Annotated in this window: 23 protein-coding genes; 16 read left to right on the top strand and 7 right to left on the bottom strand. The window is 47.9% G+C overall.

The window, feature by feature from the left end:
• Positions 1 to 170: 170 nt before the first annotated feature.
• The 6 genes from hmpA to SPM24T3_RS09325 all read left to right on the top strand — a co-directional run bounded on the left by hmpA (position 171) and on the right by SPM24T3_RS09325 (position 3,791).
• The gene (hmpA, locus tag SPM24T3_RS09350) at positions 171 to 1,439 is read left to right on the top strand and encodes an NO-inducible flavohemoprotein (RefSeq protein WP_009636501.1); all 1,269 of its coding nucleotides are present in this window, start codon (positions 171 to 173) and stop codon (positions 1,437 to 1,439) included.
• A gap of 44 nt (positions 1,440 to 1,483) precedes the next feature.
• A complete protein-coding gene (locus SPM24T3_RS09345; RefSeq protein ID WP_009636500.1) occupies positions 1,484 to 1,951 on the top strand; it encodes an Rrf2 family transcriptional regulator in 468 nt (155 codons plus the stop codon).
• A 166-nt stretch (positions 1,952 to 2,117) separates the two neighbouring features.
• The gene (locus tag SPM24T3_RS09340) at positions 2,118 to 2,456 is read left to right on the top strand and encodes a hypothetical protein (protein ID WP_009636499.1); all 339 of its coding nucleotides are present in this window, start codon (positions 2,118 to 2,120) and stop codon (positions 2,454 to 2,456) included.
• Positions 2,457 to 2,733: 277 nt separating this feature from the next.
• A complete protein-coding gene (ycgZ, locus tag SPM24T3_RS09335; RefSeq protein ID WP_009636498.1) occupies positions 2,734 to 2,976 on the top strand; it encodes a regulatory protein YcgZ in 243 nt (80 codons plus the stop codon).
• A gap of 206 nt (positions 2,977 to 3,182) precedes the next feature.
• Positions 3,183 to 3,476: a hypothetical protein gene (locus SPM24T3_RS09330; RefSeq protein ID WP_009636497.1), complete on the top strand. Its 294-nt coding sequence runs from the start codon at positions 3,183 to 3,185 to the stop codon at positions 3,474 to 3,476.
• Between the two features lie 60 nt (positions 3,477 to 3,536).
• A complete protein-coding gene (locus tag SPM24T3_RS09325) occupies positions 3,537 to 3,791 on the top strand; it encodes a biofilm development regulator YmgB/AriR family protein (RefSeq protein ID WP_009636496.1) in 255 nt (84 codons plus the stop codon).
• 101 nt (positions 3,792 to 3,892) lie between these two features.
• On the opposite strand, the gene SPM24T3_RS25445 is transcribed toward SPM24T3_RS09325, so the two are convergent.
• Positions 3,893 to 4,096: a hypothetical protein gene (locus tag SPM24T3_RS25445; protein ID WP_071988420.1), complete on the bottom strand. Its 204-nt coding sequence runs from the start codon at positions 4,094 to 4,096 to the stop codon at positions 3,893 to 3,895.
• 398 nt (positions 4,097 to 4,494) lie between these two features.
• Here SPM24T3_RS25445 and SPM24T3_RS09320 point away from each other — a divergent pair, with 398 nt between their 5' ends.
• Positions 4,495 to 5,202 carry a phage antirepressor KilAC domain-containing protein gene (locus SPM24T3_RS09320; protein ID WP_009636495.1) on the top strand — a complete coding sequence of 236 codons (708 nt, stop codon included), beginning with the start codon at positions 4,495 to 4,497 and terminating at the stop codon, positions 5,200 to 5,202.
• Between the two features lie 50 nt (positions 5,203 to 5,252).
• Here the strand turns inward: SPM24T3_RS09320 and amyA are convergent, their stop codons facing one another.
• The 3 genes from amyA to SPM24T3_RS24275 all read right to left on the bottom strand — a co-directional run bounded on the left by amyA (position 5,253) and on the right by SPM24T3_RS24275 (position 9,775).
• On the bottom strand, positions 5,253 to 6,731 hold the full coding sequence (gene amyA, locus SPM24T3_RS09315; RefSeq protein ID WP_009636494.1) for an alpha-amylase: 1,479 nt from the start codon (positions 6,729 to 6,731) through the stop codon (positions 5,253 to 5,255).
• Positions 6,732 to 7,222: 491 nt separating this feature from the next.
• Complete coding sequence (locus SPM24T3_RS09310; protein ID WP_009636493.1) at positions 7,223 to 8,494, bottom strand: phosphatase PAP2 family protein; 1,272 nt, start codon at positions 8,492 to 8,494, stop codon at positions 7,223 to 7,225.
• 201 nt (positions 8,495 to 8,695) lie between these two features.
• Positions 8,696 to 9,775, bottom strand: a complete 1,080-nt coding sequence (locus SPM24T3_RS24275; RefSeq protein WP_009636492.1) for an RHS repeat-associated core domain-containing protein — start codon at positions 9,773 to 9,775, stop codon at positions 8,696 to 8,698.
• Positions 9,776 to 10,087: 312 nt separating this feature from the next.
• On the opposite strand from SPM24T3_RS24275, the gene SPM24T3_RS09300 reads away from it, so the two are divergent.
• Positions 10,088 to 10,912, top strand: coding sequence for an alpha/beta fold hydrolase (locus SPM24T3_RS09300; RefSeq protein WP_009636491.1), 825 nt, complete (start codon positions 10,088 to 10,090; stop codon positions 10,910 to 10,912).
• Between the two features lie 79 nt (positions 10,913 to 10,991).
• Here the strand turns inward: SPM24T3_RS09300 and SPM24T3_RS24625 are convergent, their stop codons facing one another.
• Positions 10,992 to 11,150, bottom strand: coding sequence for a YqaE/Pmp3 family membrane protein (locus tag SPM24T3_RS24625; protein WP_009636490.1), 159 nt, complete (start codon positions 11,148 to 11,150; stop codon positions 10,992 to 10,994).
• Between the two features lie 161 nt (positions 11,151 to 11,311).
• On the opposite strand from SPM24T3_RS24625, the gene SPM24T3_RS09290 reads away from it, so the two are divergent.
• From SPM24T3_RS09290 to SPM24T3_RS09275, 4 genes are all read left to right on the top strand, one after another.
• The gene (locus tag SPM24T3_RS09290) at positions 11,312 to 11,650 is read left to right on the top strand and encodes a hypothetical protein (protein WP_009636489.1); all 339 of its coding nucleotides are present in this window, start codon (positions 11,312 to 11,314) and stop codon (positions 11,648 to 11,650) included.
• A gap of 146 nt (positions 11,651 to 11,796) precedes the next feature.
• Positions 11,797 to 12,039 (top strand): DinI family protein, encoded by a 243-nt coding sequence (locus SPM24T3_RS09285; protein ID WP_009636488.1) that lies wholly within the window; start codon positions 11,797 to 11,799, stop codon positions 12,037 to 12,039.
• Positions 12,040 to 12,150: 111 nt separating this feature from the next.
• Positions 12,151 to 13,914: a penicillin-binding transpeptidase domain-containing protein gene (locus tag SPM24T3_RS09280; protein WP_050956152.1), complete on the top strand. Its 1,764-nt coding sequence runs from the start codon at positions 12,151 to 12,153 to the stop codon at positions 13,912 to 13,914.
• Between the two features lie 480 nt (positions 13,915 to 14,394).
• Entirely contained in the window at positions 14,395 to 14,781 is a 387-nt protein-coding gene (locus tag SPM24T3_RS09275; RefSeq protein ID WP_009636486.1) for a helix-turn-helix domain-containing protein, read from the top strand.
• Here SPM24T3_RS09275 and SPM24T3_RS09270 read toward each other — a convergent pair whose 3' ends face one another.
• Positions 14,782 to 15,267 (bottom strand): nuclear transport factor 2 family protein, encoded by a 486-nt coding sequence (locus SPM24T3_RS09270; RefSeq protein ID WP_037378067.1) that lies wholly within the window; start codon positions 15,265 to 15,267, stop codon positions 14,782 to 14,784.
• 138 nt (positions 15,268 to 15,405) lie between these two features.
• On the opposite strand from SPM24T3_RS09270, the gene SPM24T3_RS09265 reads away from it, so the two are divergent.
• Positions 15,406 to 15,999 (top strand): TetR/AcrR family transcriptional regulator, encoded by a 594-nt coding sequence (locus tag SPM24T3_RS09265; protein ID WP_009636484.1) that lies wholly within the window; start codon positions 15,406 to 15,408, stop codon positions 15,997 to 15,999.
• Positions 16,000 to 16,103: 104 nt separating this feature from the next.
• Here SPM24T3_RS09265 and ompC read toward each other — a convergent pair whose 3' ends face one another.
• The gene (gene ompC / locus SPM24T3_RS09260; protein WP_009636483.1) at positions 16,104 to 17,225 is read right to left on the bottom strand and encodes a porin OmpC; all 1,122 of its coding nucleotides are present in this window, start codon (positions 17,223 to 17,225) and stop codon (positions 16,104 to 16,106) included.
• Positions 17,226 to 18,080: 855 nt separating this feature from the next.
• On the opposite strand from ompC, the gene SPM24T3_RS09255 reads away from it, so the two are divergent.
• The 3 genes from SPM24T3_RS09255 (at position 18,081) to rcsD (ending at position 24,204) form a co-directional block, all read left to right on the top strand.
• A complete protein-coding gene (locus tag SPM24T3_RS09255) occupies positions 18,081 to 20,108 on the top strand; it encodes a DUF4034 domain-containing protein (protein ID WP_009636482.1) in 2,028 nt (675 codons plus the stop codon).
• A 160-nt stretch (positions 20,109 to 20,268) separates the two neighbouring features.
• On the top strand, positions 20,269 to 21,435 hold the full coding sequence (locus SPM24T3_RS09250) for an MFS transporter (RefSeq protein ID WP_009636481.1): 1,167 nt from the start codon (positions 20,269 to 20,271) through the stop codon (positions 21,433 to 21,435).
• A 21-nt stretch (positions 21,436 to 21,456) separates the two neighbouring features.
• Positions 21,457 to 24,204 carry a phosphotransferase RcsD gene (gene rcsD, locus SPM24T3_RS09245; RefSeq protein WP_009636480.1) on the top strand — a complete coding sequence of 916 codons (2,748 nt, stop codon included), beginning with the start codon at positions 21,457 to 21,459 and terminating at the stop codon, positions 24,202 to 24,204.
• The last annotated feature ends 1 nt before the right edge of the window (position 24,205 follow it).

Below are 24,205 nucleotides of genomic sequence, written 5' to 3'. Positions count from 1 at the left end.
CCACCAGCCCGGTTGCAATAATTAGACTCCTGCAATCAAAGGACCCGCAGGCCAGATAATGCTTGCGAGGCGCCTCGCAATACCCACACGGTTTATGTCCATATATTGGTTGTCGATCACGCCGATAAGATGTATTTTAAATACATCTTATCGACATATGGAGTGTGACCGTGTTAAATAATCAACAAAAAGAATTGGTTAAAGCGACAGTTCCTGTATTGCGTCAAAACGGCGTGGCTCTTACCGACTACTTTTACCACCGTATGCTCAACAATAATCCCGAGCTAAAAGAAACTTTCAATATGGGAAACCAGCGCTCTGGAGCGCAGGCAAAAGCGCTGGCGGGGGCAGTTTTAGCCTACGCCGAGAACATTGATGATCCGTCAGTGTTGGCACCAGTAATAGAATTGGTATGCAATAAACATGTGAGCTTGAATATTCAGGCTCCTGACTACGCGATTGTTGGTGAAAATCTGCTGCATTCGATTAGTGAAGTCCTCAATATCTCTATGGAAGATGAGCTGATTTCTGCCTGGTCGGCGGCTTATCAACAGCTTGCAGAGCTGTTTATTGCGACTGAAAAGAACCTCTACGATCAGCATCAAAAAACTCGCGGCAGCTGGCTCGGCTGGCGTCAGTTTGTGATCGATAAAAAAGTGAAGGAGAATGATGAAATCACCTCTTTTTACCTGATTCCCAAGGATAATCAGTCACTGCCAACCTATGAAGCAGGGCAATACATCACAGTGCGGGTCACCGTACCTGAACTGGGGATAAAACAGCCGCGACAGTACAGTTTGTCTGATGCTCCTGGAGGTCAATATCTGCGTATTTCTGTCAAGCACGAGCAGGCGCGGATTGCGGGACAAGACGCGGGATATGTCTCTTCAACGCTGCATACATGGATAAAGCCGGGGGATGTTATTGAAGCCAGCGCCCCCACGGGCAACTTCTATCTGCTTAATCCGCAGTGCAATAACGTGCTGATTAGCGCAGGTATTGGCTTAACCCCGATGTTAGCAATGCTAAAGCAGCTAACTGCAGAAAATTCGAGTTGCAAAGAGAAGCAAGAAATTGCACATAGTTCTGATATTGATGAAGGTAATAAGTCGATCTACTTTCTTCATGCGGCACGCAGTTCAAAAGCGCAGGCGCTACGCGATGAAATATCTTTTCTTGCCAACAAAAACAAAAACTTAAAAACATTTATTGCTTTCGAAAATATTGAACAGAATGATGTTTTAGGCAAGGATTATCATCTTGAAGGCAGGTTGAATCTAAAACAGGTTCCTGAGAGCTATCTGCCAAAGGATGCCGACTATTACCTTTGTGGCCCTCTGCCCTTTATGAGACAGCAAAATAATTCATTGTTAGAATTAGGTATTCCTCAAGAGAGGATCCATAGCGAGGCCTTTGGCACAGGCGGGGTTTCGCTATAAATCATCTTCAGCGTGCTCCAAATAGGGGCACGCATAGGGTCTTTATGAAACTTAATCAATTTACCGATCTTGGCTTAAGAACACTTATCTATCTGACCCAACCAAATCGAGAGACGCCGTTTACCATTGGAGAAATGGCGAGCGAGCTGAATGTCTCTGCCAACCACCTGGTAAAAGTGGTGCATTTTTTGGCAAGGCAAGGTTGGGTAAACACGACTCGCGGACGAAATGGCGGGATCGTATTAGCCAAAGACATGCTTGAATATCAGTTAGGTACCGTTATAAGAATTCTAGAGGAGCGGGCAGATAACTCGAATGAACTGGTAAATTGTCACAGCCCGGAATGTGTACTGATTAGACATTGTCAGTTGAAATCGCTGTTACACAGCGCGATGCTCAACTTTTTTGAGTATCTGAATCAATATACACTTGCTGACGCGGTAAATAATCCACAGTCTCTGAGCGCACTTTGGCGCATTGATTCTTTGGATTTTCCAGGGCGCTCGCTTTAACAAGATTTAACGAGAAACGCATTTGGTACCGCTTTACCAACTCAATGTTGCGCATTATCGACGCAAAGTTTTTCAAGTCTTTTCTTTTAAAGTACGCGTTTTGCTCAAGGCGTACTAAGATATAACTGTGTGTCACAGGTTTGTAATGTGATTAAGGTGCATTATTTTGAATGAAAATTTAGCTGGGGAGGTACAAGTGGTTATTACTGATGAAGCAAAGGGCAATGCTCTAATCGGCGAGGCGGCAATGAACCTTATCTTCAACAGGGAAGAAGTGACAGTCAGTACGTTGCTAAAAAAGTTGAAAACGATGGCCGAGCATGAACTCGATGAGGGAAGACTACTGCTAATGCATGAAGTTTGCCGCTGGCTTCGAGGATTCTTAAGCCTTGGAAGCCTTTCACCCGAAAGAGCTGGCTGGCTGGAATCCGCTTTGATGGGGGATGCTGCTAATTTCCCCGAGAACGCCATTCGATTTGAGTCATTACGTGCAATTAAGGAATAACCAGCATCGATTCTGGACCTTAGCCAACACTGGCCGCTGCAGCGGTCAGTTTCAATTTGCCAATTAATATAACGTCCTGCGTTCGCCATTAATCCCTATAAGCTTCTCCTTGCCGCAACAATAAGTTTCCATAAAGACTAAATGTGCATTTTTAGCACTTTTTGCACAAAAATAAAGTTTTTCGAAACTAAAATAACTGTACAAGAATGATTAAGCTGTATAACTTTTAGCATTATAGCCGATCATTTTTTAATCAGACCTAGCCTAAGGATCACTTATGCGTCAGGATGAATACGGTAACTCACAGACAAGCAATGCACAGTACTTTAATAACGTGCCTGTTTTCACGCAGGACGAGACCATGGGTCAAATCGTTGTCGAGTTATTGCGAGCCGGTAAAAATCTCAATCGTAAAGCGCTGTGTTCCAAACTGCTGCGCCGCATTGAAGTTGCTGGCAGTGCAGAGGAAGAAAAGCATTATCAGGAGCTTATTCGTTTAGTGCTTGAACGTGATGCTTGAGCAATGTTGATTTTTTCTAAATTTTAAACATGCATCCTCGCAAACCGTACACGTTTTATACCCTGACGTATTAAGCCAAAACGGACAGACTTTGCCCAAAGGAGTATCATCTCTGCCGGGTGCGGCCCCCGCTGATTAATTATAGGGCCTGATATCCGCCTTTTCCGGTACGCGCCGGACAGGCAACTGAATTCCGAGAAGCTGATATGAACAGAAACGACGACGAAAAATTAATCGATATCATGATGGGTAAAGCTGTCCTTGCGATGCTGCATGGCGGCGGCCCCGTATCTACTAGCGAGCTGATTACTCAGCTACAAGCTATCGCGACCGACGAAAAAAACGAATCTAGAAAGCGCGCTTGTGAACTCGCAATTGTCGAAGTGCGCAACAGCGCGACTGCAACCCGTCAACATACAACTTTCAAAGTACGGGGCAGTGACAACGTTGGTCATATTTTTTCTTCTGAAGGGCCGTCCGACAACAAGAAGAAACATTGAGATTTTTAAGTCAAATCCCTAACTTTTAACGGGCAATTTTGCCTGGAGAGGACGCAGCATATGCAGCAGCTTTCAGATGAAACTGAAATTTTCGAATACTTCGCAAGCGCAGGCGATTTATACGCAAGCGAAACCGAATTACTGGGCGCGGTGATCCGAAATATTACTGCAGAACAGGGTTCCATCACCAAAAAGGCAATTATATTGCGACTGATTGCTTTGATGGAACACACCACTGCTGCGGTCCAGCAAGACGTTTTACGTAAAACTCTTGAACTGGTCGTGAGTCTCACTCCCGATGATCCTGATCTCTAGCATTTTAATAGCTTACTTTCAGCAAACGAATTTTAAAGGCCGCCCGCAAGGCGGTCTTTTTATTTGGGATTTTATTAATACGAATTGGGTTTTAGCGGGGATTAATTCATTTTATCTGCGATGAGACGCACGGCACGCAAACAGTTTTTCCTCAGCGTTTTATCAGTGGCCCTCTCGGCCTGCTTCTTTAACTGAGCTGCAATTTCATGCATATGTACCGGCCTTCCTGCTTCAAGTAGCAACGATACGACAGAACCTATAACCGCGTGAATTTCATCCGAGTTTGCAGCTTTATCTTCACACAAAAGCCATCCTCCATTTTCATAAACTGGATACCTATACAGTTTACCATTTCGCTCCAAGGATGAACAAGTTTATGGCTCTGCAAAGTTAGCGATTATTGCTAAAAGAAGGACTTTATTTCGGGTGATAGATAACAACTTCCTCATTATTCATCTTCTACTCAAGTTCTGTACTGCCCTGATTTAGAGTTATTTCAATCCTTATACCTGAAAACATAAAAGCAACGCTCAAAAAAAGTACTGGATATTAACCCAGTTGTTTGTATAATATTTCCACAGCAGGAAGGTGTTGATTCAAACTCGCTGCAGGCCGTTAATGTTAATTGCCTGAGTGATTGATAGAGCAGGTTCTGATGCTGTGAGTCAAGGCAATCAGTGACCACAAATACGGGGTGAAACCTATGATGATTTCGACAAATAATCTGCATTCATTCAACCAGCCAGTGACGATGAGCAGCCGTGAAATCGCTCAAATGACGGGCGTCACTCACGGTGAAGTGAAGCGTTTCATTAAAAACCTGGAGACGTCACAGCGACTTTCACAGCCTCTCGCTGAGGTCCTGTATGAACGAGAAGGCGAAATGCGTCAGGAATATTGTCTGAATAAGCGAGACTCTCTACTCGCCGTTGCGCGTCTTTCCCCCGGCTTCACCGCAGAAGCTCTCGATCGCTGGCAAGAGCGGGAGAAACGCGCTCACTTGCCAGACTTTACCAATCCGGCAGCAGCGGCGCGTGCGTGGGCAGAGCAATTTGAACAAAGACAGGCCGCTGAACAACAGCTCGCGCTTACCGAGCCTAAGGCCAAGTTTTTTGACCGATATGTACAGGTGCAAGACTCACAGGGTTTTCGGCAGCTCTGCAAAATGCTCAAGGTTAAAGAGCAAGATTTCCGCCAGTTCTTGATTGAGCGAAACATAATGTACCGTGCCAACGGTGTGCTGACCCCGCATCAGCACTATAAGCATGCAGGATACTTTACCGTGCGGTCTGGCGTGGGCGAGAATCAGCACGCCTTCACACAGGCCCGCTTCACAGCCAAAGGTGTTGAATGGATAGCCAGCGTGTGGGCCAGGCAGCTGGTGTCTGAAGCAAAAGGCGCAGCCGCGTAAAACTGAAACAACTAGCTCCTCCTGGTGGAGCTAGTGTCTTAATGGCTGTTTTATTGCTTGACCCAAACGCTGACGCTGCCGCCGTTGCAGGTAAAGTCTCCTGCTCCTTCGTCATTACATTCCACCGTTGCGTCCTGATTGCCCGTAATATCCTTCCAATGGCTGTGAGCAAAGGGTTCGCCAAGAATGATGTGTTTTGCTCCCTGCTCGTGGTTTGACATAACTACCACACAACCGGGCTTCTCTGCCGTGCCGCTGCGGACAAAGGCAATACAGTTTGGATCGTCGAAGTAATCTGTCTGTATGCCCCAGGCAAAATTCTGGCGCGCGGAAATCAGGCTCTCCAACTCATTCACTTTGCCCAGCTCAATCTGATGAGTATTGCCATCGTCACCGCTGTCTTCGTATTGGGCACCAAACAGGTCTGGATAAAATACCGCAGGCACGCCCTGTTCACGCAACAGTATCAAAGCATAAGCCAAGGGTTTGAACCATGGTTCAACCGGTATCTCCAGCGACTGCAACGGCTGCGTATCGTGGTTGGCGACAATCGTCACCGCATGCCACGGGTCTGCCTGAACCAGCGAACCATCAAACAAAGTGCGCAAATCAAAATCTTTACCGTTCAGCGATGCGTGATGAAAATTTAACAGCAAAGGCGCATCAAAGAGCATCGTTTTGCCTTCAACCTGATGGATATACTGCTGTAGCTTTTCCGTCTCAAACGACCAATATTCCGCCACAATGTACATCGGTTGTTCTGCCGCTTCCTGAATGCTGTCAATCCACTCTTTATAAAACCAGGCAGGAATATGCTTGACCGCGTCAAGGCGAAAACCGGTGCAAGGCACCTGCTCCATCACCCATCTCGCCCAATATTTCAGCTCTTCCCTGACGGCGTTGTTGCGAAAGTCGATATTGGCGCCCATCAGATAGTCAAAATTGCCAAATTCATCATCGACCTCGGTATTCCAGCCCTCGGCGGTATAGTCGTTCACTATCTTGAATACGCCCTGTTCGTCAGGATCCTCGATATGATCAACACCGCTAAAACAATGATAATCCCAGACAAATTCGGAATATTGCCCCTGCCGAGCGCCAAAAGTAAATCGAGTCCACGCGTCGGCTTCAATGACCTGTTCTTCTATCTCTTCACGGTTATCTTCAGACACTCGATTTACTTTGACACGTTCCTTCTCATCGGCACCCATTTTGTGATTAAGGACTACGTCAAGCAGTACGCCAACGTTGTGCGATCGCAGTGCTTCAACAGCGGTGATCAACTGAGCCTTATCGCCATACTTGGTGGCAATGCTGCCTTTTTGATCGAATTCGCCGAGATCGAAAAGATCGTAAGTGTCGTAACCCACTGAATATCCGCCCGACTCCCCTTTGTTAGCCGGAGGCAGCCAAACCATCGTGATACCAATCGAGGCCAGCCACTGTGCTTTTTCAGCAACTTCAGGCCAGAGTTTGCCGCCATCAGGGTAATACCAGTGAAAAAACTGCAACAAGGTCGGGTTTTCCATTTTTACTATTCCTTGAGTGGAGGGCAATGAGTCAGGGCCGATTTTGCAGATGATAAAAATGATCGTAGAGTAATTTCGCTGTCTCATATCAGTTTCAGACCAAGTGCACATAATTGCCAATTTATCGACCGTGAGATCTAAAAAAGCCCCTGGCGATAGCAGGGGCAAACTTGGCTTTACAGAGACAGGAAACTTCCATGTTGGAACAGAGACGAGCATCCAGTATTGAAGATCAAACAGCAGTACTGCTATTCAAAAAAATATTCGTATTGAGTCAAAGCGAACTGTTTAAAGACGCGTGACCTTACTTGTTGGCGGGTAAAAAAACCCTCTGAAAGTGAAATTCCGTAACACTTTCAGAGGCGGCGCAAAGCACCTTTCGTTACGTGTAGCTCATCGCCACACTTCAAAGTTATACAACAAAATGAGTTTTGTACAACTTTGCAGTGAAAATAATTTACTGGTCGGATGAGAGGCGCTGCCGATTTGGCTTAATGAGCTTTACCCGTTTTGGCTAAAGCATAGGCCGCCGGAAGATTAAGTCGCTGCCAAAATGCCTGGTCCGGCGTTGTGCCAGACAGCGCATAACCGGCAGGTAGTGCAGTCTTGATCATCAACTGGCGGCGCTGTGCGGCCGAAAGATTAGGCAATGCGCTTTGCAGCAGCACTTCGGCTCCCGGTGGCACTACCAGCGGCGTATTTTTTGCAGACAGTTTTGGCAGGTTGTAAGTCATGGTGAATTGATAGAACTGTTTCATATCAGCTGAACGATATGGGTCGTCTTTCCCAGCCGTTTTCGCACACTCTGCAAGTGAAGTTCCGCACTCTTTTTCCAGCGCTGCACGCAGTTGTTCGCTGGCCTCTTTGAACAGCGCCTGATAACGAGGATCGTTGAGATAATTGGCTACGTTTCGCTGAGCGACCATTCTTGAGCCGATGATATCCAGGGGATAATGCACCCCCAGAACAATACGTGAATAACCGTAACGCGCACCCCGCTCGACCAAAGAGTCATAGCGCTCCGGCAGCATTTGCGCCAGCAGCACCGAATCGGTGAAGCCGGTATTGGTATGGCCGCTCGGGAACGAGCCACCGTCTGCGGAGTAAGGTTGATTATCTTTAACGACGGTGTCATCTGGCACCAAGTGAATGGTATTGCCTTTGACGAGGAACGGACGAGAATAGTTAAAGTGTTTTTTGGCAGCGCTGGTGCTGACTTCGCTGGCTTTAATTAACGCCGCAGCCTTGCTGATTTCCCCCTTGTCATAAGCTGTCAGGAAAGCTTTACCTAAACGAGGTCCGAGCGCGTCGGCAAGGAAATAAAGGTAGTTTTGCCCCTCTGCATCGGCCAAGGCTTTTTGACGGGTGCCTTGCACGGCATCGCGGTTAATATCGGTCACGCTTTGCAGGCTGGCCTGCAATATTGAAGCAGGCAAAGTACTAAAGCTGGCAAGCAGCTCAATCCCCGCTTTTTGATTAGTTTTGGTTTGAAAATCATATCCGCTGGCCTTCAACCAGGCGCGGTCCGCCAGAGCAGCGCCTTGCTTGGCCTTCTCCAGTTGCTCCCTCTTCAAGATACTCTCACTACCTTTCAGACTGGTGATTTCAGCCTGCAACTCCTGAGCCTGAAGTGCATCATAAGGCTGGCTGGTAGAGGCGAAAGAGGTACTGTTGGCAACCGCCGCGGCCTGCGGTAAAGAAACGGCCTGAGCCTGCTGTGCAAGCATGAGCGCAGCAGCAATCAGCGTTAAGCGAATTTTCATAACTTTCCCTTATAATCAGAAGATTAGTCTATTTGCGCTTAACGCTAGCACTGCGGGATGACAGTTTTATTGCAGAAATAATTATTATCCCTGGTTGGCTGCGACAGGAGTTTGATCGAACTATTTTCGATTTTCACCTAAACTAAGTATCCAGGATGAATATTTATTTTATAACTCTTTCAATACATTAAGAGTTTAGCATTACAAATGAGTGGTAGATTCTAACCATTCATGTTCGTCATGATCTTCTGTGTAAGCAGGTAGATTACTTTGCAAAGGATCGTGTTCCGAATAGGCTGGTGGACGATTCGAGTTAACAGCCTCACCATATGTCGGTAACCGAGAGGTATTTCCACCGACGGCCTGCGGGTTAGAAATCGGTACCGAACGAAATGTTCGTTGTCCGGAAGAAAGTCCTAACTCGTTGTAAACTCGTAGAAGCTGTGTGCGGTAAACCCCTTCAGGTGAAGCAATAGCGAGCAGATCGGTACTATAAATCGGTATTCTTACACCTAACATACGCAGATGCGGCCCCAAGTCTAAAGGGGACGATGGCAATGTATCTACGGGACCTAAGAGCCCTGCGTCGCTGAGAATAATTCTGCTAGACGCCTCATAACCCCTTCGGAACGTAACAAAATTACGAGGTAGTTCATAATGGACTATTCGCTCAGCAAGTTGATTCATTTCCCGCGCCGCAGCCTGCGCCCCACGCCCGCTCATACCAACGGTTTGAATAGTCTGTAATCGTCGACGTAACAGAGCCGTGCTGTTGTAAATCAATTTAGATCCCGAGGCACTGAGTACGCTGCCGAAAGACACGACTCCGCTAGCCAAAGATAGCCAGCCCAGCGCGGCCGAGGCCCGTGGGTTACTTTCCTCTGTTACCGCACTGGCAATCCCGCTAATACTGGCAACCAACGCCGAGCCTCCGACGACCAATGATGATGTAGAAGCCGTGGCAAACGCTGCTGCCAAACTACCGGCCGCAACCAGCGACGCACCACCGGTAAACACTGACCCCAAAACTCCCAGGATCCCTAAACCAATACCTATTTTGGCCGACCAGCTCATATGGCCGGAGGGATCGGCGCGGTTAATCGGATCGCCAAGACAGTAGGCGTAAGCATTGATTCCACCATTGGCAAAAGGACTCCAGCTATCTGGAGTATTAAATCGCATCAATGTGGAATTGAAGGTCCGATATCCGTTACCCAAATGCGTGCCACGGCCGAGTGGATCATGCCGTTCCCCGTTAAATCCTAAAGCTGAATAAGTCATACGCCTCCCATCAAACTCGTTGATTGACAAAGCGTTACTAATCACACAACGTGTTTCTAAAAACCATTAAAAAACAGTCACTTTAATCACATTAATAAACATGGGCGACAAGATTCTCTTCAATCTCGATTTGCCTGTCTATAATTTTAGCTCTGGGTTTTGTGATGCCTTGCCCCTGCAGCGGTCATTGATAAATTTGTTCAACAAGTTGTCCAAAATCTTGCCTTATCTTTATTAAATCCCGCGAGTTAATGTTATTGCCAGACGTCAAAAACATTGTTGAATTCACTAATTGATAAATAAGGGAACCTCATGAGCACATTTAAAACACAAGATGGTACCAGCATTTATTACAAAGATTGGGGCACGGGTAAGCCGATCCTTTTCAGCCATGGCTGGCCGCTTGATGCAGATATGTGGGACAGCCAGCTGAATTTCCTGGCTGAGCGCGGCTACCGCGTGATTGCTTTTGACCGCCGAGGTTTTGGGCGTTCAGAACAACCCTGGACTGGCAATGAGTATGATACTTTCGCCTCGGATATCAATGGTTTGATTGAGCACCTTGACCTGCACGATATCACCTTGGTGGGTTTTTCGATGGGTGGCGGTGACGTCGCACGCTATATCGGCAATTACGGCACCGACCGCGTCAGTGCTCTTGTGCTGCTGGGTGCGGTGACGCCAATCTTTGGCAAAACGGCGGATCATCCTGAAGGTGTCGATGAATCTGTATTTGATGGCATCAGGGATGGATTACGCAAAGATCGGGCGCAGTTTATCAGTGATTTTGCGACACCTTTCTATGGGCTAAATAAAGGACAGACGGTTTCAGAGGGTGTGCTCACACAGACATTAAATATCGCGCTGCTGGCATCGTTAAAAAGCACTATCGATTGTGTAACGGCTTTTCAGACCTCGGATTTCCGCGGCGATTTAGCCAAAGTTGATGTCCCGACTCTGATTATTCACGGCACGGCAGACCAGGTTGTTCCTTTTGAAGCCACCGGCGCTCTGTCGGCCAAAATAATTACTAATTCACAGCTCAAAACCTATGAGAATGGGCCACACGGTTTTGCCGCAACCCATCAGGATCAGTTGAACAGCGATCTACTGGCATTCATTAAAACTGTTTACTGATTTAGCCGCTAATCGATTGAAATTGATATAAATAACAATAAAAAGCCCCTGTACCGTGATGGTACAAGGGCTTATTTTATTATTTCTTGGTTTGAACCCAGAAACCGTGTATCAGGCCTGGGAAATAGCCACAGATAGTCAGAATGATATTAATGATAAATGCCCATCCAAATCCTTTGCCAATTAACACACCCAGCGGTGGAATAAGAATGGTAAACAGAATTCTCCAAAATCCCATGGTGCTCTCCTTTTCTTCATTGTAGCTCTAACCTTATTCCTATTAAGTTGATGTAACAATAAGAGTTCTCTTGTTTAACGATTGCCTCTCATGGGTCAGGAGATTAGTATTCGATTAGGCAATGATGCTGGTAGTGATTGGCTCAAGAGGAAACAGAGTTCATGAAACAAGATGTCGTGATGCTTATCCTGGTGATTATTTTTATCGTCATCCTGTTTGGAACAGCGGCCAGCATCGCCGTGCGCGCGAACGGGATGAAGAAAGTCTACTGGTTGCTTTGCAGCTTTTTGCTGGGCATGGGCAGTCTTTCCTTTATCTATTTTCTGGCCTTTCCGGTGCAGCATAAACTTCCTGACGGAAGCCTCTCGGGCGAGATGCCACCGCAGCTGGGCCTTGCCGGAACAATCACTCAATTAGGAGTCTATGGAACTGTGCTGGGCTTCATGGTCATGGGTCTGTGGCGGCTGATCGAGCTTTTCAACAAACGTCACGACTCCTGATTTTATCGAAATAATCGCTTGGCCCCTCCTCCGTTTAACTGTATATTTATCCAGCCAAAACTTCATGGGCGACATTTTTAATTCTATTGATATGTCATGATGACCGATGACGTCTTAAAACGACCAAGAAAGATAGAGAGCAGGCTATGCGGGTTGAACTGAGTTACGACAAAAGAAATGTGGCGGCAATCCCTGATGCCGGTGAAAAGATTACTGTTGAGTTAACCAAACGGGTACACAGAATGTTCCCGGATGCTGAAATAAAGGTAAAAGCCATGCAGGCCAACGGTCTCAGCACTCACGGCGCAAGTAAGCAGGAAAAGTCACAGCTGAATCAAATGCTTGAAGAGATGTTTGATGAAGCTGACGAATGGCTCTCCCACGAGTAATCCGTACTCATTTACTTACAAAGCGCAACTAAAATAAACATGTCACTGCGATGGCTTATTATAAGATAGCCAAAGAAGATAAAATATTTTAACGACTTTGCGAAGTAATCGATGCCAAATCCCAAGAAAAACAGCGCCCAACCTCATTTTTATTCCAAACGTTTCGCGTTGATTTGCTTGGGGATAGTCGTATGTATGCTATTACTGCTCGGACGAGTTGGCTATCTGCAGCTCCTCAACCGGCCAATGCTCGAGCGTCAGGCCGATCAGCGATCGCTGCGCACCCAAATCATTCCTGCCGATCGCGGCACCATTGCCGATCGTAATGGCCATCCATTAGCATTAAGCGTGGCTTCAAAAGACGTTATCGCCGACCCTTTCCGTATCGAACAACTGCACAGTGATTTAAACAGCCCTAAATGGCAGTATCTTGCTTCGGCTCTCGACATGCCGCTTTCACAGCTGCAGCAGACGATTACCAGCGATCCTAAACGTCGTTTTGTGTTCCTGGGCAGAAAAATCGAACAGGGTATCGCCAAAGATATCGGTGAACTGCATCTTGGCGGCGTTATCCTCCAGCATGATGACAGCCGTTATTATCCAATGAGTGAAGCATCTTCTAATCTGGTTGGCGTGGTCGGTACTGATAATGAAGGGCTGACTGGCATTGAGAAAGGTTTCAACTCCCTGTTGGAAGGTAAACCTGGCATGCGCGAGTATCGCCAGGATGGTCAGGGCAATATCATTGGTATTTTGAAGGACGTGCCGCCGCAGCAGCCGCCGACGGTTAACCTGAGCATTGACAGCTATATCCAATACACTGTTTATGCCGCGCTGCGCAAAGGCGTAATGTTGAACCAGGCAGACTCCGGCGCTGCTGTCATGGTTGACGTCAATACCGGTGAAATTTTAGGAATGGCCTCCTACCCCTCTTTCAATCCAAATAATTACGCTGGCACAGACGTTAAAGACATGCGTAACGTGGCGATTAGCGACAGCTTTGAACCCGGCTCCACTGTAAAGCCACTGGTTGTCATGGCAGGTCTGGCGCATAAGATTATTAGGCCCGATACCGTTCTGGATACTCGCCCCTATACCGTTAACGGACACCTCATCCGCGACGTTGGACACGAATCCGCACTCACCATTACCGGCGTGCTGCAAAAATCCAGTGACATCGGCGTATCACATATTGCGCTGGCGATGCCTGCACAAGTATTGGTCGATCAATATCGTTCATTTGGATTGGGCAAACCAACCGATCTAGGCATTGGCGGCGAAAGCGGCGGTTATTTCCCGCTGCACCGTGAGCGCTGGGCCGATATCGAACGTGCAACTTTTGCGTTTGGCTACGGCCTGCGCGTCACGCCGCTGCAAATTGCCCGCGAGTACGCCACCATCGGCTCTTTTGGTATTTATCGCCCGCTTTCTATCACTAAAGTGACACCACCGGTACTCGGAACGCGAGTCATGGACAAAAGTGTGGTTGAAACTGTGGTACATATGATGGAAAGCGATGCCTTGCCAGGCGGATCGGGTTTGAGCGCCGCGGTGCCAGGCTATCGACTGGCGATTAAAACGGGTACGGCAGAGAAGATGGGGCCGAGCGGAAAATACGACGGCGGTTATATTAACTACACGGCGGGCGTGGCTCCGGCAAGTAATCCTCGCGTCGCTTTGGTGGTAATGGTCAACAATCCTCAGGCAGGTCGACACTTCGGTGGTTCCGTAGCTGGCCCGATTTTTGGCGACATTATGGGGCAAGTGCTGAATCATATGAACATTGCGCCCGATGCTTTGGTCCCTGAAACACCGCCAACGACAGTCGTGTCTTCCAGTAAAGCTGTTAAGTTGAAAGAAAAAGGTGCTCAATAGAGGCGTTAATAACATATCAAAAGTTAACAATTTCATGCGGCAAGACTAGATTTGGCCAAATGAATTTTGTACCTTTCTGTGTTAATTTTCCTTCATAGACGCGGTCTTCCAATATGAAAAGACTCTTTATTGTTATCCTGGTTTTCCTGACAGTCTGTCTTTTAGTCATCGCCCTGAACATGCGTGGCACTAACCCCTGGGGTTAACGACACTAGGCTACAAGGTTCTTGAGAGGTTATTTTGCCCACCGGTAAACGTTTTATTTTAATGGTGATCGCAATCCTTGTTGGCATTGTGGTTCTGGACGATGTTATTGCCCGCATTATTCACTGGATACTGCTACGTTAAGCACCAGTGCAGGATTTTAAGCCATAATCGCAGATGATTTAAACTTGCTGCTCTGGATTGCGGATTCGTCGTGGCCGCTTAGGCCGCGAATTTGTGTATAATCATCTTATCGAAACTAATCACTGACAGGCTATGGCACAAGATATTCACCTCTCTGTCGTTAACGCACTCAGCAAATGGATTGAAGGCCATTTGGGCAGAGTGATCCATCTTGAGGAGCTGGCAGAATATTCTGGCTACTCACTTTGGCATATGCAAAAACTCTTTAAAGAGTCGACAGGCATTTCCCTCGGCAAGTACATTCGCGAACGTCGCCTTGCTAGCGCGGTCTATCAATTGAGCAGCAGCGATTCATCTATTTTTGATATCGCCATGGATTTTGGCTTTGGCTCGCAGTCGCACTTTACCTATATGTTCCGCAAGCGTTTTAACATCACGCCTCACGAGTTTCGCCAAAATCCCGAGATAAAACTCGATGTCGCACCACCGCTGCACATGATCCAGCAAAAATCTGCCTGATTAAAAACCTAACTCACCAAGACCCGGATGATCGTCGGGTCTACGCCCCAGCGGCCAGTTAAATTTACGATCTGATTCTTTAATCGGTAAATCGTTAATACAGGCGTGGCGCTCGTACATTAATCCCTGTTCATTGAATGCCCAGTTTTCGTTACCAAAGCTGCGGAACCAATTACCCGAGTCGTCGTGCCATTCGTAAGCAAAGCGCACAGCAATACGCTCGCCATCAAAAGCCCAAAGCTCTTTAATCAGTCGATAATCCAACTCTTTCGCCCATTTTCGCTGCAAGAACTCCACCACATCTGATTGACCGCTGACAAACTCACTGCGGTTGCGCCAACGGGTATCAACAGAGTAAACCTGACTGACACGCTGTGGGTCACGGCTATTCCAGGCATCCTCGGCAAGGCGAACTTTTTCGGCGGCGCTTTCTCGCGTAAAGGGCGGTAGTGGTTTTTTCACATTTGAACTGTTGTTATCGGTCATTATTTCCTCACTTTTAATAGATAATGCTTCTGCACCTTACGTAGACAACTCTGTCTACTTCTGTCACACTAGCCGATGTAGACAAAGCTGTCTACATGTATTAACTATTAACCAATCGACTTGCCAACAGGATGCTTTATGGAAATGCGGCCCTCTCCTGCAACCACTTCACTCGCCGCGCGCGAGCGGATCCTGCACACTGCCCATGACCTGTTTTATCGCGACGGTATTCGCGCTACCGGTATTGATTTAATTATCAAACAGGCGGGTGTCACCAAGGTCACGTTTTACCGGCACTATCCGAGTAAATCAGCCCTGGTTCTGGCCTTTCTAGACTATCGCCACCAGCGCTGGATATGCTGGTTTAGTGAAACTTTGCGTGAGAAGACATCGACAGCAATTCCTTTTCCAGCTGCATTAGCGGCAACTTTGCTGGAATGGTTCACGCGTGGGGACTATCGCGGCTGTGCCTTTATCAATAGCAGTCTGGAATATGGTGATGCCCTTCCTGAAGTATTGAAGATTTCAGTAGCGCACAAAAAAGACATGGTCGACGTGATAGCCGGATATTTTAAGGAATTCTCAGATAAAAATCAGATAGCCGAGAGTGCTGCGCTATTGATTGATGGAGCAATCGTGAAGGCACAAATGGAGAACGACGCTGTCAAGGCGACGCAACTTTTACAGCAAATGCTATGTTTGCTGCTCGAGCAGTGGTCTGCAACAGCCTGACTAAGCGGCCCAACGGCAAAAAAAACGCAACCCCAGGGCTGCGTCTTTTCTATCTATGTCTTTTCTGTCTGTGTCTTTGTATCTGTGTCTGTAAAAGGCAATGCTTAGAACTGGTAAATCAGGCCTACCGCTACAACGTCTTTGGTATTAATGCCCGTAGCGTCTGTGAAATCATTGGTTTTCATCAAGTTAAGTTTATAGTCGATGAAGGTAGACATGTTTTTGTTGAAGTAGTAGTAAGTGCCGATATCGATATATTTCTCGATATTCTGAGTACCATAGTTGGTACCCCCCGCAACATCACTGTTAATGCCTTTACCGCGCGATTGCAGGAACGCCAACGATGGGCGCAGGCCGCTGTCGAACTGGTACTGTGCAACCGCCTCAAAGTTAGTCGCTTTGTTGGCAAAGCCGTCGAGATCGTCTGAATCATCGCCAATGCGGGTCAAATCCTTGGTACGAGTCACCATCGCTGCCAGATAAACATTGTTGGCATCATATTTCAGACCCAGGCTACCGGCCTTGGCGCGGTTGCCATCGCCATAGTCCAGCTCGTTTTGATCGGTGGTGCGCTTGGAGCTGGTGTAAGCAGCTGCTGCACTGATGCCCATTCCCAGGTCATAAGTTGCAGACATACCGTAACCGTCGCCGTTTGCTGCCTGAGCAGAACGACCTGAGGATTCACCGCCCGGGTTGTCATTTTTACCCTGATACTGCAGAGCAATGTTCAGCCCTTTGATCAGACCAAAGAAGTCGGTAGCGCGATAGGTCAGCATACCGTTGCCGCGCTGTTCCATAAAGTTATCAGGGGTGTAAGTGTCACCCCCGAACTCTGGCAGGACGTCAGTCCATGAACCGATGTCATACAGCACGCCGTAGTTACGGCCGTAATCCAGTGAACCCCAATTGCCGAATTTCAGACCGGCGAAACCTACACGGGTATAGCTATTGGCAGTACCTTCTTCTTCGGCAGAGTTTAATGCTGCCTGATACTCCCACTGGCCATAACCAGTAAGTTGATCGCTGATCTTTGTCTGACCATCGAAGCCAAAACGCAAATAGGACTGGTCGCCATCGACACCGTCATTTTTTGAGAAATAATGCTCTGCGTCTACTTTACCGTTCAGATCTAATATATTGCCGTCTTTGTTGTAGATTTCTGCCGCACTTGACGCACCTGCGAATAATATCGCAGGGATCACAAGTGAAAGAACGCGAAGTTTCATTTATCTATCCTCATTATAGGTGTCGAGTTGCCGCCACTGGATTATAAGTTTACGAATGTGAAAAAATTGTTGTACTCGACAGACAAGCCTATTCTCAGGATTTATCTGTATTAATCCATAAAGAAAATGATACTGAATTAGTGATAGTGTTTCATATTAATAAGTAAATGTAACAAATATTGTATTTCTCTGAACTTTTGTCAGCAGTGTAAATAAAAAAAATAAGGCACTTATCGCTAAAATAAATATTAAACCATTAAAATCAGTAAGATGAAGGCAATGTAAAACGCACTAAGTGATAAATCAAAATCTGGGCTTTGCTCTATAATCAATCCCGCTATCATCATTATTTGTTATTTATTACTTTCATTATCCCCTGTTTTTGGACACAACAGCCGGCCTTATGGCCGGTTTTTTTTGCATTTAGTGCTGTAGTTTATAATGGTTATTACCCCACCCTTTACTCAACCTTCTTGAAAAATCTGAGTTCTCTAAATAGCCATTTATTTCACGGCACGAATTAAGCTCATTATTTATCAGTTTTAAAATATATCTTTGGTATAAACACCCAACCATTTATGACAATTCTTTAATAGTCAATATTTAAATCAATAATATAAAACAGCGATTTAGTTATTGGTGGTTGATTTAACATACAGTCAGTAAGGTTTTTATTTATTGTTTAACCTTATTAATGAAATGCCTTTAACCTCCACGTTTTTTCCAAATTCTGTTGTCAGTTAACCAAGAAGGTGATTGCAGATTCCGTTACTATAAGACCAATCCCGCTGTGGCGAGCTTCGAGGGTCGCTACACTGGCACATTTCGACTATTGATCAGGTGACAAGGAATCGCATGCAACAACCGGACAAGCAAGACAACATCGCCAAGGCACAAATGCTTCTGGCAACCCGCCGTTTCCTGAAATTAGACGAGTGGCTGTTGTCACAAATGCGCGGTTGGCAGAACCAGACTGAAGCAGGCAACGCTTATGGTTTAATCATGCATCCCGACACCCTATTCTCCAAGGACGAAAACGCCCACCAGCGGCTGGAAATTCTTAATGACTGGGTGCAACAGTGCCCGACCAGCTATCACGTCCACTGCCTGATGGGGATGTTCTGGCACGAGCAGGCGTGGGTTATCCGCCGAGGTAAAGGGCCAGAGCACGAAGTAGAAGATTCACAATGGCTTGGCGCGCAACTGTGCTGTGACTATGCAGTACTTTCTTTCCTTAATGCTATTGCCTGCCACCCGCGCCCTACCCATGCTTTCAGACACATGATGAATCTTGCTGGCGGATTTGGCGAACCTTACTGGCTGCGCGCATTGTTTGTCGGTCAATCACCCAAACCTTTGCACGAGCAGTTTAATATCAAAGACAGCCCGGTTTGGCATCAGGGTGCCGCTTATCTCTATGAATTAGGTGTTGCCCCGGCGACCCATTGGCCGCAACAGTTGCCCTCGGCGCTGCAACAAACTCGCCGTGACCAGGAAGATGCGCTGGATTATTGGCTGCGTATGGCGATGTCGGTGCGTCACAGCGATGTCGGCAGTATGGAGTCCTATCTGCTGTTCCATTCAAGCTATTGGGGCGGCGGCGAAGAGCAGCAAAATCAGATTATCGAAGGCCCGATGTGCGCAGAATTTAGCGATGACGAGCGTAATCAGTTCCGCGCCAATGCCCTGCTCGACGCCCTGGCCGGTGAAATAGCCGATCGCGAGTCCCCTCGGGCCGAAAAATTACAGCAGCAATTAACGGCACTGTTGGCTCAGCCCCTCGAGCCGGCTACACGTATCGCATTGTTAAATCTCGCCGGGACCTGTATCGCCTATTGGCAAGATGACGACAGCGCCGGGTTACAGGTTTATGCCGAGCTGTTTGCCGTTGCTCCCGACGCTATGCCGGGTAAGTTTGCCGCGCTGTTTATCTCGCGCGCCGTGCTGGCGAATGAGCAGCTGCAGGGCCTATCGGTGCTGACATCACTGCTTGTCCGCGCCATCAATCGCGCCGATGATCCACTGCTGACCGCTTTTGCCGCCGCTGCGGTTAATTACGGACTTTACGGTCTGCCTTGCGATCCTGCCTTGAGCAACGGGTTAATGGATTGCGCCTGGTCTCTCATGAAGCAGCAACAGTCTACCGAGTCAGTGAGTAAAGACTTACTGGTGCTGGCCCACGACATGGCTATTAATGATGACCTCGACGCGACACATTTTCTGATGACCGAAATGGCGCGTCGTGGCAGCGCAATTCACAGCTATGAACTGTTCTTCTTTTATCGTAATGCCTGGCACCAGGATGTCCCGGAAGCTTTACATAATGACAGCAATGCCCTCGACTGTGTGTTAAGCGCAGCGCGTTCAGGTCTGGTACCGGCAATGTTCAGCTGCGCCAATGCCCTGCGCGAAGGCCTCGGCGGCGAAGTGGATTATCAGCAGGCGATGCAGTGGTATCAGCGCGCCAGCGATGCGGGTCACCCTTCGGCGGACTACTGGCGTGCAAGCTGTGCGCTGGATCTCGGGCCGGATGCAGACAAACGTCAGGCGGTGGAAATCGATTTGCCTGCAATTTTGGCTCAGACCAGCCATTCCGAGCGTTTCGAAGCGGCATATACTCTCGGCATGGCTTACATGCAGGGCATCAGCTGCAAGAAGAATAAATATATTGCCTGGCAGTTGATGAATTTCGTGCTTGAGCTAAATCCTGAATCAGACGTTGCCCGCCATGCCCTGACACAGCTGGAGGGTTCACTTCGCGCGCGCATGAGCCTGTGGCAAGACAAACGCAAAGTCGATGGCGCAGACTTTACCGCGCCTTATCGACTAAGCAAGGCACCGACTTTGCCCGATGAAGAATCCGTGACACAGCAGGCAGATTAGGACGATCGGAAATAACACTGCCCGAAGCTATCTGTTAGAATATGCGGCCAGTTTTACCCAAAACTGGCTTTTTTTATTGAATGATAGCCGTTTATCGACAAATATTCGTTATCTCCTGCAAATGGACTTCCAAGAACAATAACAAAGGATTGACGACCAGATGCCAGCCGAATCGACGATAGCGCTAGCCAAGCCAGCAGCCAGACCGGGCCGAGCCCAACAGATGTCGACCCGTATTATCTTTTTACTTTCCGGATTCGCCATGTCGGCCTGGGCGCCGCTGGTGCCGTTCGTTAAAACGCGCCTTGATATTAGCGACGGCACGCTGGGGCTACTATTACTGTGCCTCGGCGCGGGTTCAACCTTTTCGATGCCTTTAACCGGCATGCTGACCGGAAAACTTGGCTGCAAAGCGGTGATCATTCTGGCACTCGTGCTTATCTGCATAGACCTTCCGCTGCTGACCTTGATGGACACAACCGCTGGTATGGCACTGGCATTATTGCTGTTCGGCGTGGCGATGGGCATGGTTGACGTGGCGATGAACGTCCACGCCGTGGTTGTCGAGAAAGCCAGCGGCCGTGCAATGATGTCAGGCTTTCACGGATTCTTCAGTATCGGCTGCATTCTGGGCGCATTGGCAGTAAGCGGTCTGTTATCGTTGAGCTTTACGCCGTTTATCGCCAGCCTTGTGGTGATCGCGGTGACGCTAATTACGCTGTTCGCGGTCAGCAGGCATCTCTGGCAAGATACTCGCAGCAAGCAAGGCGATCCCATGCTGGTGCTACCGCGAGGCTGGGTAATCTTCCTCGGACTGCTGTGTTTCGTGATGTTTATGACCGAAGGCGCGATGCTTGACTGGAGCGCACTATTTTTAACCAGCGAACGCGCGGTCAGTCCACATCATGCGGGGATAGGTTATACCCTGTTTGCGGTAGCAATGACCATTGGCCGCCTTTCCGGCGATAAAGTAGTTAACTATTTCGGTCGCTTCAAAGTGCTATTTTTCGGCAGCCTTCTTGCCTGCGCAGGGCTACTGCTTTCCGTGGCCGTAGATAGTCTCTATGCTGTGGCGGTGGGTTTTGTTATGGTCGGTTTTGGCGCTTCGAATCTGGTGCCTATTATGTTCAGCGCCGCCGGAAATCAAAAAACCATGCCAGCCAATCTGGCAATTGCGTCGGTCACCACGCTGGGTTATGCCGGAATTTTAGCCGGCCCGGCTCTGGTTGGCTTTATTGCTCAAGTATTCAGTTTGTCGATTGCATTAAGTTTCGTTGCTGCGCTGATGCTGCTGGTTACCGCCAGTGCCCGCGCCGTAACGCGCTAATCAAGGAAAAGCCTCACCACCATGCCAAGTAAATATTTATCGCTGAATTCGGCCAATATTACGCGATCATTTTGGGTCTTCATTTTGCTGTTGGCAATCGGCCTGGGCCTGTATGGCTATAACTATACCAATGCCTATTTGAGCGACAGACTGCACACTGTGCAATACACTGCCGAACGCCTGCAAAAGCGCGTCGATCATTATCGTTACCTGACCTACCAGATTTACGATAATTATACAGGTCAGCCACTGGCACAAATTCCGCCAAACGTGCAGGAAGTGAAGCTGCGTCAGGACATGTTTTTCATTAATAAGCCGCACAAGAAAACCGATGCGGTAATTTATGGCACCCATGACGCGGCCACGCTTGATCTCACACTCAAGATTTCCAATTTTCTCGATGACCAGTGGGGCGCTAAAAACCAGCCTTACACCCTGTATTATCTCAATGGGCAAGACAACAGCCTGATGATGGTGACTACTCAGCCGTTGCAGCAGCAAGACTCTAGGCTAAAAGAAAACTATTTTTATGCGGGATTGCAGGCCCGTCGCGCAGAAATGCTGCAACAGGCCAATACGCTGGACGAGCGTGAAAGTTACTCCAACCTGCGCAAGCAGCGAAATTCCAACGATTACTTCTTCTCGCTGCGTACCACCTTCAATAACCCTGGCAATCTGGCGACGGTAATCGCTTTTGATCTGCCTATGAGCGATTTAGTCCCTGGTAATCTCGCAAGGGACAATTTCCAGCTGACCAGCAACAATGACACAGTCAACGAAGGCGATGCGCCGCAAGACCCCAACGCGGGCAGCACTGTGACCCTGCACGACTGGTCGATTTACCTGACAGCACCGCTAAGCAATTCTCCGCTGAATCTGACCTATCGAATCCCGTTGATTGCTCTGATCGTCGATCTATTGCACAACAATTTCTGGTTAATTCTGGTAAACCTCATTCTGCTCGGCATGGCGATGGTCGGTATTTATCTGATCCGTCATAAATTTATCCGCCCTAGCGAGAACCTGGCACACCAGCTGCACACCCAGCAGGCATTGAATCAGGAGATTATTTCCAACCTGTCCGTTGGACTGTTGATTTACAACTTCAGCAGCCACAGCGTGGTGGTCAGCAACAAGATTGCCGAACAGCTATTGCCACATCTCAGCCTCGACAAGATTGCCAACATGGCCGAGGAGCACCACGGGGTAATTCAGGCGACGGTAAATAATGAAGTTTATGAAATCAGAATGGTGCGCAGCCAGATAGCGCCAGATACCTACCTGTTCCTGATGCACGATCAGGATAAAGAGGCGATGGTCAACAAAACGCTTCAACAGGCACGCCGCGAGCACGAAAGAAACCTTCAGGCACGCAAGCTAATGCTACATAATCTGGGCATCGAGTTGCATCAGCCGTTGATTGAATTACATGGCATAGTGGAAAAACTTCATGCTTCGGGTAGCGCCGACGACCGATATAAACTTGAACAAACGCTGCTTAATGGTTCGAAAGATACCCTGACGCTGGTGGATAACATCACTCAGCTCACTCGTCTGGAAACCCAGGACTGGCAGCCGGCGACACAGCGTTATTCGCTTGCTACGCTGACTGACGAATTGCTGATGGATGCCTTACCAAAAATCAACCAGAAAGGCCTGGTGCTGCTGAATCATTTCGAGATGAACCCGCAGAATCATTACCTTGGCGATGCATCGGCAGTGAAAAAGATCCTTTCTCTTCTGCTTGATTACGCAATTGTTGCCACTTCTGTTGGCAAAATCACGCTGACCAGTGAACAGGACCCAGAGCATCCAGATCAGTTGATTTTCCACATTACCGACACCGGCAGTGGCATATCGAAAGAAGAGCTGAGCAATCTCAACTATCCGTTCCTGAGTCAGACGCTGGTAGACCGTTTTAACCACGGCTCGGGATTGACCTTCTATCTTTGTAATCAACTGTGCAAAAAATTGGGTGGCCAACTGGAGATCCGCAGTAAGATTGATATTGGCACCCGCTACACGGTACGTATCAAGCAAACGCAGGAAGCAGTCGATACCGAGGCCGAAGCATCCGATGAAGGTCTGCTGGAAGATGTTACCGTGCTGCTGGACATCACCGCTGATGAAGTTCGCGGAATTGTTACACGGGTGATGAGTGCCTATGGTGCGATTTGTATCGTGGCCGACGAACGACAACCGACGCGTGAATATGATGTATTATTGACCGATAATGCACAAAATAGCGATAGCTTTACGCTGCTGCTCACCAGCGATGAGTTGGGCTTCCATAAACTGGAAAAACGTTATATTCGCGTCAATTACAATATAGGCAGCGCCCTGATTGATGCAACTTTACTGTTGATTGAACAACAATTGCTGGAAGAGGCGGAGCAGAATGTGACTTACTCCGACCCGAACAGCGTTGAAAATTCAGCTTACGGTAAAACAGGTTCCGGTACCGGCGAAGACGAGATCGACGCCTATGTTAAACAGCTGCTCGCCAGCGACTATTACCCGCTTTTCGTCGATACAGTACCGGAAGATTTAGAGAAACTGTATAATGAAAATCAACGTCGTGATTTTACATCGCTTTCCCAGACTGCCCATCGGCTCAAGGGAGTGTTCGCCATGCTTAACCTGACACCAGGTAAGCAGTTGTGTGAAAAATTAGAACAGCATCTCGCCGAAGGTGAAGTGTTGATGATCTCAGACAATATTAATCAGATTGATTCTTTTGTCTCCAGACTGCTGCAGCAAGGTAGCTAAT

This window comes from Serratia sp. M24T3, assembly GCF_000257645.1.
GTDB lineage: Bacteria > Pseudomonadota > Gammaproteobacteria > Enterobacterales > Enterobacteriaceae > Rouxiella.
Note: the sequence above shows the minus strand (reverse complement) of the source record. Positions and strands in the feature narration are given on the sequence as shown.